Raw genomic sequence first — 6,707 nt, 5'->3', positions numbered from 1 at the left:
CTGCCCGCGCCCGAGACGCTGCAAGCCTTGGGCGTACGCCGCCTCACGGCCGGCTCGAGCATCGCCGAATTCCTGTATGGCGCCATGCACAGCCTGGCCGAAGGCTTCCTGCGTACCGGGCAACTGGATACGCACGCGCTCAAGGCGTTCACCTATGGCGACATGAATGGCCGCATGGCGCCATAACCCGCGACTCTCAACGATCCCCGCTCGACAACGGTAGCGTGTTTGGCCGATTATTCGTGTCCGCCAAACGCCACCCGCCTTGAAGCAGGAGCCTTGTACCTTGAGTTCGCAGAAAACCGTGACCGTTACACCGCCCAACTTTCCATTGAACGGCAAGGTAGCGCCCCCCGGCTCCAAATCCATTACCAACCGTGCCTTGCTGCTGGCGGCCCTGGCCAAGGGCACCAGCCGCTTGAGCGGCGCGCTGAAAAGCGATGACACCCGCCACATGTCGGTGGCCCTGCGGCAGATGGGTGTGGTGATCGATGAACCGGACGACACCACCTTCGTCGTCACCAGCATTGGCAAGCTGCAATTGCCGGCGCAGCCGTTGTTTCTCGGCAACGCCGGCACCGCGATGCGCTTTCTCACCGCCGCCGTGGCCACTGTACAAGGCACCGTGGTGCTGGACGGCGACGCCTACATGCAAAAACGCCCGATCGGCCCGCTGCTGGCGACCCTCGGCCAGAATGGCATCCAGGTCGACAGCCCTACCGGTTGCCCACCCGTGACCGTCCATGGCACTGGCCGCGTGCAAGCCAAGCGTTTCGAGATCGACGGCGGCCTGTCGAGCCAGTACGTGTCGGCGCTGCTGATGCTGGCGGCGTGCGGCGAAGCCCCGATTGAAGTAGCGCTGACCGGCAAGGACATTGGCGCCCGTGGCTATGTCGACCTGACCCTGGACTGCATGCGCGCCTTCGGTGCCCAGGTGGACATCGTCGATGAAAGCACCTGGCGCGTGGCCCCGACCGGCTACACCGCCCACGACTACCTGATCGAGCCTGACGCTTCCGCCGCCACCTATTTGTGGGCCGCTGAAGTGCTGACCGGTGGCCGCATCGACCTCGGTGTCGCCCCGCAAGATTTCACCCAGCCCGATGCCAAGGCCCAGGAAGTGATCGCGCAGTTCCCGCACATGCAACCGGTGGTTGTCGGTTCGCAGATGCAGGACGCAATCCCCACCCTCGCCGTGCTCGCCGCGTTCAACAACACGCCGGTACGTTTCACGGAACTGGCCAACCTGCGGGTCAAGGAATGTGACCGGGTGCAGGCCCTGCATGACGGCCTGAATGAAATCCGTCCGGGCCTGGCGACCATTGAAGGTGATGATTTGCTGGTGGCCAGCGATCCGGCCCTGGCGGGCACCACGTGCAACGCGCTGATCGACACCCACGCCGACCACCGCATCGCGATGTGCTTTGCCTTGGCGGGCTTGAAGGTCTCGGGGATCAGGATTCAGGACCCGGACTGCGTCGGCAAGACCTATCCCGAGTACTGGAAAGAGCTGGAAAGCCTTGGGGTTCATCTGACCTGGTAAGCCAACGGCGCCGGTAACGGGAGGGAGACTGCATGACGATTCGCCAACCCTGCCCACCCGGCGCCTGCGACTGCAATCGCGAGCAACTGCTCGACCTTCCCGGCGCCGATGCACGCATCCTGCACCTGACGCGCCAGGAAGAAAAACGCCTGCTCGAACGCCTCGAAAACCTGCAAAGCCTGCCCGATCTTGAGCGCATGCAACAGCTGATGTATCAGCAACTGGGCATTCGCGTGCATATCGCGCCGGGCCATACGGAAGTGAAGACGATGCGCGGGATTCAGATCGTTATCGATGAATTGCCGGGGTTGTGTCGCAAGACCCGGCAGTCGATTCCAGCGGCGATTCGCAAGGGCATGGAGAAGCGCCCGGAGATTGCGTATCGGTTGCTGGATGCTCATGACTTGTTTCGCGAGGGTTGAGGGCCGCGTTCCATTTGCGGCGATTTTCACGCTTGAGTCTGCGGGCCGTTTTGTATTCGAGGCGAGCCTGGGCCATCTCCTGAGTACGCGGGGGCCGAAAGCCGGCTTTGTAGCGCTCGCGTTCGTGACGAAGTAGAACGAGTTCTGCGCGCATTTGGCGGTGGCGGTGGGTATTGAGCAGGTAGAGGCTTAGCAGCGGGAACAACAGCCCCGTTGTGTAGATAAAAGGATGGGGCTGATAGCTGTAGGTGAACAGCACAATGAAAAAGCTCATCACACAACTGCCTGCCAGTATCCAGACGCCCCAGTCACGACCTCGGAGGATAAGAAAGTTGCCCGCTGACAAGATAATGGAAGCGATACCCACATCCAGCCCCGTGTAACTACGATAAGCAGGCACGCCTCGCATGTAGGTACTACCCATCGACGACCCCGCTACCGCAAGAGCAAAAAGCGCAAACATAAAAGCACAGACTAAAACCGGAAAATAGTGAGCCATAAAAGCTCTAGGGGAATTTCTCAGTTCCATTATTCAAACTCTTCGTATAGGCCGATGGCCAGTGTCCGGATATTCCCGGAGACGCCGCTGCCTATGACACTCATGGTTGCACCCACTCCTGCCCCCGCAATCGCCGAGTCAGCATCGATCGCGGCAAACAACCGGCCGAGGTCGATACTGCCTTCGATCCGTTCGCGGGTGGTGCGATAGGCAGCTGGAAAACCGTCCTTCAAGACGCTGGAAGTCATTCCTTTACTCCTGGATTCCACGAGAGCGCAAAGAGTAAGACTGAGCCGCCTGAAAGGTTGTCAGAAAGGTCCTCCTTTCCAGACTGACATTTCCCGATCACCTCTCCATACCTTGTGGGCAATCATTCCAATTGGAAAAGTACGCCCGTGCTACTAATTCCCTCTTCCCCCCGCAAACGACCACTCATCCGCCGCCGTCGTTGTAATCACCACCATCACATCCTCAGGGCTCAGCCCAATCGTAGCCTCCAGCCGCTCCACCAACACCTGGTAAAACCGCCGTTTGGTCTCGGTATCACGAGGTTTCCCGCCCGTGATCGCGATGAGTACATAGTCGTGGCTGCGCGGGCCGCCCAAATAGTTGGGGTCGATGATCATCTCGCCAATTTCGTGCTGGTGGATCACGTGGAAGCGATCCGCGTCAGGAATCTTGAAGCTTTCAACCAGGGCGTCATGCAATCCCTGTGAAAGCGCTTGCAGATATTCAGGGGATTTCCCGCGGTGCAGGGAGATTCGAGCGTAAGGCATGGGGTTACTCCGCAAGACGGATGGCTGCCAACAGGTTCAGCGCCGACGCCGCTGTCGGCCAGCCGGAGTAAAACGCCAGGTGAGTGATGACTTCACCCAGTTCCTCGACGCTCAAGCCATTGCCAACCGCCCGCTGCAAGTGAAACGGCAGTTGCTCCAGACGGTACATCGCCACCAGTGCCGCCACGGTGATCAGGCTGCGCTCCCTGGGCGACAGGCCCTCGCGCTCCCAGATATCGGCGAACAGCACGTCGCGGGTCAGCTCGGTAAATTTGTTGCTCATGGACGCTCGCTCCGACAATTCAGTTGACGGGCAAAAACTAGCAAGCCAGGATCATTCCGAATATCAGATTTAATAGCATCCACCATCCCGTTTTAATGGACCATTCAATGCGCCGCCCCACCTTCGACCTTGATGTACTGCGCACCTTCGTCACCGGCGTCGAGCTGAACAGTTTTGCCAAGGCGGCGGATCGCCTGGGCCGTTCGACCTCAGCCGTCAGCGCGCAATTAAAGAAACTCGAAGAACAGGTCGGCACGCCGGTGCTGAGCAAATCCGGGCGCGGGCTGGTGCTGACGCCGGTGGGTGAAGCGCTGCTCGGCCACGCCAGGCGGTTGCTGGACCTCAATGACACTGTCTTCAGCAGCCTTAACGAAACCCAAACCGCAGGCACTTTGCGCCTCGGTTTGCAGGAGGATTTCGGCGAGCATGTGCTCAGTGACATCCTGCGGCGCTTCGCCAGGCTTTATCCGATGATCAGCCTTGAAGTGCGGATAGGCCGCAATGCCGAGCTGTTGACCCTGATCGACAGCGCGAGCCTGGACCTGGCGCTGACCTGGGAAACCGGTCAGACATCGTCCTGCCGCACCCGCCTGGGGCAAACACCCATGCACTGGATCGGGCCCCGGGACAAACCCCAACTACCGCGCTCCGAGGACGCGCCGCTGCCGCTGGTGATGTTCGAGGCACCCTGCGTATTGCGCAGCGCCGCCACCGAAGCCCTGGACCGCGCCGGCATTGCCTGGCGCATTGCCTTGACCAGCCCCAGCGTGGGTGGGATCTGGGCGGCGGTCGATGCCGGGTTGGGTGTGACCTTGCGCACCCGTATCGGTTTGCCTGCGCACCTATGTGTACTCGACGGTCTGCCGCCGGTGCCGTCCCTTGGCTATGAATTGCATTGCAGCCAACCAGCGCCAGGCGCTGCGGTCGCACAGCTGGCAGCGCTCATACAGAGCAGCCTGGTTTAGGCGGTTTCGCAGGGTTGCAGGGTGACGAACAGTTGTCGCCCCAACTTCGTCGCCGTCTCCAGATGCTGTTCGGCAGCGCCGCTTTCCGAGTCCAGCAGCAGCTCGGATGTCAGCACTTTCGCACCGCAGTAATCAAAGATCCCATGGTCGATTTGCGTGCGCATGGCGTCGGCATAGCCGTGGCGTTCAAACACCCCTTCGTCCGCCCCGCCAACGCCCAGTAAGTGCACCTGCAAGTGGCCGAGTTTTTTCACCACCTTCGTCTCAAGGCTGTAGTCGATCGCCCAACCGTTGACGAATACCCGGTCGATCCAGCCCTTGAGCAAGGCCGGCATCGACCACCAGAAGATCGGGTACACCAGCACCAAGGCGTCGGCGCGGTCGAGTCGGGCCTGTTCGGCCAGTACGTCGGCCGGCGGCGTGGCGCGGGTGCGATGCACTTTATGGTCGGCGGCGTTGTAACGCGGGTCGAAACCTTCAGCGGCGAGGTCGGCGATCTCGAAGGTGTGCCCTGCGGCAGTGATGCCGGCAGCCGCCTGTTTGGCGAGGCTGTGGGTGAGGGATTGTGGGTCGTGATGGGCAACAACGATCAGCGCGTGCATGGCAGTGACTCCGTCGGGGTAGCGATGAGAAGGCAAATTGAGTAGGCTTGAGCTAAGTTACCGTTGGTAAGTTACTTTTGGTATATAAGCATGTCAAGCGATCAATCCCCTGCCCCTCGCCGTCGCCTGTCCCGGGATGACCGGTTGCGCCAGCTGCTCGACGTGGCCTGGCAACTGGTGCGAGAAGAAGGCACCGATGCCCTGACCCTCGGGCATCTGGCCGAGTTGGCCGGCGTTACAAAGCCGGTGGTGTATGACCATTTCGGCGATCGCGCGGGGCTGCTGGCCGCGCTGTATGAAGATTTCGACGCGCGGCAGAACCAGGTGTTTGCCGCTGCAATCGAGGCCAGCGAACCCACCCTGGATGATCGCGCCCGGGTGATTGCCTCGTGCTATGTCGACTGTGTGTTGTTGCAGGGGCGGGAAATTCCGGGAGTGATTGCGGCCCTGGCCGGCAGCCCGGAACTGGAAACCATCAAACGCGAGTACGACGTGATTTTCCTCGGCAAGTGTCGCGATGCCCTCGCCCCCTTTGCCGTGGACGGTGTGATTGGCCAGCCCGGTTTACGCGCAATGCTGGGCGCGGCGGACGCCTTGTCCCATGCTGCGGCCAGCGGGGAGATCAGCCCGCTGGAGGCGCAAGAGGAGCTGTTTGCGAGCATCAAGTCGATGGTGAGTCGAGGAGCGCGTTAGCCCAGCCTTGCGTGCACGAACATCCGAGCCTTGTGGGTCATCTGGTCGAAGTGACGATCACGCTGTTTTTCGGCATCGACCATCGCCCGCTTGCCGTGCTTTTGCAGGAGGTAGGTGTGGATCTGCCGCACCTCCAGCGAGCTGTAGATCGACGCCACATCCAGCAACCCCATCAAGCCGTCAGTGCTGTAGTCGCGGGTGTTCATCAACACCTGGGTACCGCGCACACCGCGCAGTTGAAAGCCCATGGACTCGAACGCCGGGACCTTCTCCACTGCGCAGGTCAGTTCGGCATGGGGGTAGCGGGCCAGCATGTCCTGCATCATCGCCCGCGCCACGCCTTTGCGCCGATGGCTGGCGTGCACCGCCATGTAAGCCACGCCGCACGCCTCGGGATCGTCCTTCACCGGCAGGTACAGCAGGAAGCCGATCACCTGCTCCTGCGCGTCCAGCGCGACGATCAATTCCACCGCAATGCCCTTGGACCCGCCCAGCGCTTCCAGGTACAGGTGCACCTCGTAGCCGATGGCGTACTGGTAGACGTTGTACAGCAGGTTGCTTGGCGGGATGGCGACCATGCTGATGTCCGTCAGGTAGTCGACCACCATCTGCAGGATCTGCGCGTTGATCGGCTCGGGGCATGGGGTTTCGTAATGGGTAAGGCTGAACATTTGAATTCCTGGTGTTTCATTTCAAGGCCCGGCGGATTGTACCTGCTGAAGGGCCGCCGTGGACCCGCAAGCACCCATTGTGGCGAGGGAGCTTGCTCCCNNCCTCGCCACAATGGGGCTGCTCGGCTCATTGCGCACATACCTCCCGCAGGCAACCGCGCAGCCAGCGATGGGCCAGGTCGGCGTCCAGGCGCGGGTGCCAGAGCATCGAGACGGTGAAGTCCGGGAACACGAACGGCAGCGCAAAGCGGTA

At 61.3% G+C, this 6,707-nt stretch carries 9 protein-coding genes and 2 pseudogenes; 5 read left to right on the top strand and 6 right to left on the bottom strand.

From position 1 onward, the window contains the following. From HX846_RS13780 to HX846_RS13770, 3 genes and pseudogenes are all read left to right on the top strand, one after another. Positions 1-186 (top strand): annotated as a pseudogene (locus HX846_RS13780) (isocitrate lyase/phosphoenolpyruvate mutase family protein); the annotation flags it as partial. Positions 187-286: 100 nt separating this feature from the next. Next, positions 287-1,543, top strand: coding sequence for a 3-phosphoshikimate 1-carboxyvinyltransferase (gene aroA / locus HX846_RS13775; protein WP_177117399.1), 1,257 nt, complete (start codon positions 287-289; stop codon positions 1,541-1,543). A gap of 32 nt (positions 1,544-1,575) precedes the next feature. Continuing rightward, positions 1,576-1,965 carry a hypothetical protein gene (locus tag HX846_RS13770; protein ID WP_178965557.1) on the top strand — a complete coding sequence of 130 codons (390 nt, stop codon included), beginning with the start codon at positions 1,576-1,578 and terminating at the stop codon, positions 1,963-1,965. Positions 1,966-2,493: 528 nt separating this feature from the next. Here the strand turns inward: HX846_RS13770 and HX846_RS13765 are convergent. The 3 genes from HX846_RS13765 to HX846_RS13755 all read right to left on the bottom strand — a co-directional run bounded on the left by HX846_RS13765 (position 2,494) and on the right by HX846_RS13755 (position 3,523). Next, positions 2,494-2,712: a hypothetical protein gene (locus tag HX846_RS13765; RefSeq protein WP_102605864.1), complete on the bottom strand. Its 219-nt coding sequence runs from the start codon at positions 2,710-2,712 to the stop codon at positions 2,494-2,496. Positions 2,713-2,865: 153 nt separating this feature from the next. Further along, positions 2,866-3,240 (bottom strand): tautomerase family protein, encoded by a 375-nt coding sequence (locus tag HX846_RS13760; protein WP_178965556.1) that lies wholly within the window; start codon positions 3,238-3,240, stop codon positions 2,866-2,868. Between the two features lie 4 nt (positions 3,241-3,244). Continuing rightward, positions 3,245-3,523 carry a carboxymuconolactone decarboxylase family protein gene (locus HX846_RS13755; RefSeq protein ID WP_087692706.1) on the bottom strand — a complete coding sequence of 93 codons (279 nt, stop codon included), beginning with the start codon at positions 3,521-3,523 and terminating at the stop codon, positions 3,245-3,247. A gap of 107 nt (positions 3,524-3,630) precedes the next feature. Here HX846_RS13755 and HX846_RS13750 point away from each other — a divergent pair, with 107 nt between their 5' ends. After that, positions 3,631-4,488 carry a LysR substrate-binding domain-containing protein gene (locus HX846_RS13750; RefSeq protein WP_178965555.1) on the top strand — a complete coding sequence of 286 codons (858 nt, stop codon included), beginning with the start codon at positions 3,631-3,633 and terminating at the stop codon, positions 4,486-4,488. Here HX846_RS13750 and HX846_RS13745 read toward each other — a convergent pair. After that, on the bottom strand, positions 4,485-5,090 hold the full coding sequence (locus HX846_RS13745) for an NAD(P)H-dependent oxidoreductase (RefSeq protein ID WP_102605867.1): 606 nt from the start codon (positions 5,088-5,090) through the stop codon (positions 4,485-4,487). The two genes, HX846_RS13750 and HX846_RS13745, sit on opposite strands and share 4 nt — an antisense overlap. Before the next feature lie 90 nt (positions 5,091-5,180). Between HX846_RS13745 and HX846_RS13740 the strand changes: the two genes are divergently transcribed. After that, positions 5,181-5,783 (top strand): TetR/AcrR family transcriptional regulator, encoded by a 603-nt coding sequence (locus HX846_RS13740; RefSeq protein WP_032899501.1) that lies wholly within the window; start codon positions 5,181-5,183, stop codon positions 5,781-5,783. On the opposite strand, the gene HX846_RS13735 is transcribed toward HX846_RS13740, so the two are convergent. Both HX846_RS13735 and HX846_RS39525 read right to left on the bottom strand, forming a co-directional pair. Beyond that, positions 5,780-6,454: a GNAT family N-acetyltransferase gene (locus HX846_RS13735; RefSeq protein WP_003215223.1), complete on the bottom strand. Its 675-nt coding sequence runs from the start codon at positions 6,452-6,454 to the stop codon at positions 5,780-5,782. The two genes, HX846_RS13740 and HX846_RS13735, sit on opposite strands and share 4 nt — an antisense overlap. A gap of 127 nt (positions 6,455-6,581) precedes the next feature. Further along, positions 6,582-6,707, bottom strand: a pseudogene (locus tag HX846_RS39525) (LysR family transcriptional regulator); the annotation flags it as partial.

The sequence above is a fragment of the Pseudomonas sp. K5002 genome, from assembly GCF_013386655.1.
Lineage (GTDB): Bacteria > Pseudomonadota > Gammaproteobacteria > Pseudomonadales > Pseudomonadaceae > Aquipseudomonas.
Note: the sequence above shows the minus strand (reverse complement) of the source record. Positions and strands in the feature narration are given on the sequence as shown.

Bases quoted from the DNA above. Each gene is read 5' to 3' on its own strand.
- HX846_RS13755 (WP_087692706.1), bottom strand. From the start codon at position 3,523: ATGAGCAACAAATTTACCGAGCTGACCCGCGACGTGCTGTTCGCCGAT.
- HX846_RS13735 (WP_003215223.1), bottom strand. From the start codon at position 6,454: ATGTTCAGCCTTACCCATTACGAAACCCCATGCCCCGAGCCGATCAAC.
- HX846_RS13745 (WP_102605867.1), bottom strand. From the start codon at position 5,090: ATGCACGCGCTGATCGTTGTTGCCCATCACGACCCACAATCCCTCACC.
- HX846_RS13770 (WP_178965557.1), top strand. From the start codon at position 1,576: ATGACGATTCGCCAACCCTGCCCACCCGGCGCCTGCGACTGCAATCGC.
- HX846_RS13740 (WP_032899501.1), top strand. From the start codon at position 5,181: ATGTCAAGCGATCAATCCCCTGCCCCTCGCCGTCGCCTGTCCCGGGAT.
- HX846_RS13760 (WP_178965556.1), bottom strand. From the start codon at position 3,240: ATGCCTTACGCTCGAATCTCCCTGCACCGCGGGAAATCCCCTGAATAT.
- HX846_RS13765 (WP_102605864.1), bottom strand. From the start codon at position 2,712: ATGACTTCCAGCGTCTTGAAGGACGGTTTTCCAGCTGCCTATCGCACC.
- HX846_RS13750 (WP_178965555.1), top strand. From the start codon at position 3,631: ATGCGCCGCCCCACCTTCGACCTTGATGTACTGCGCACCTTCGTCACC.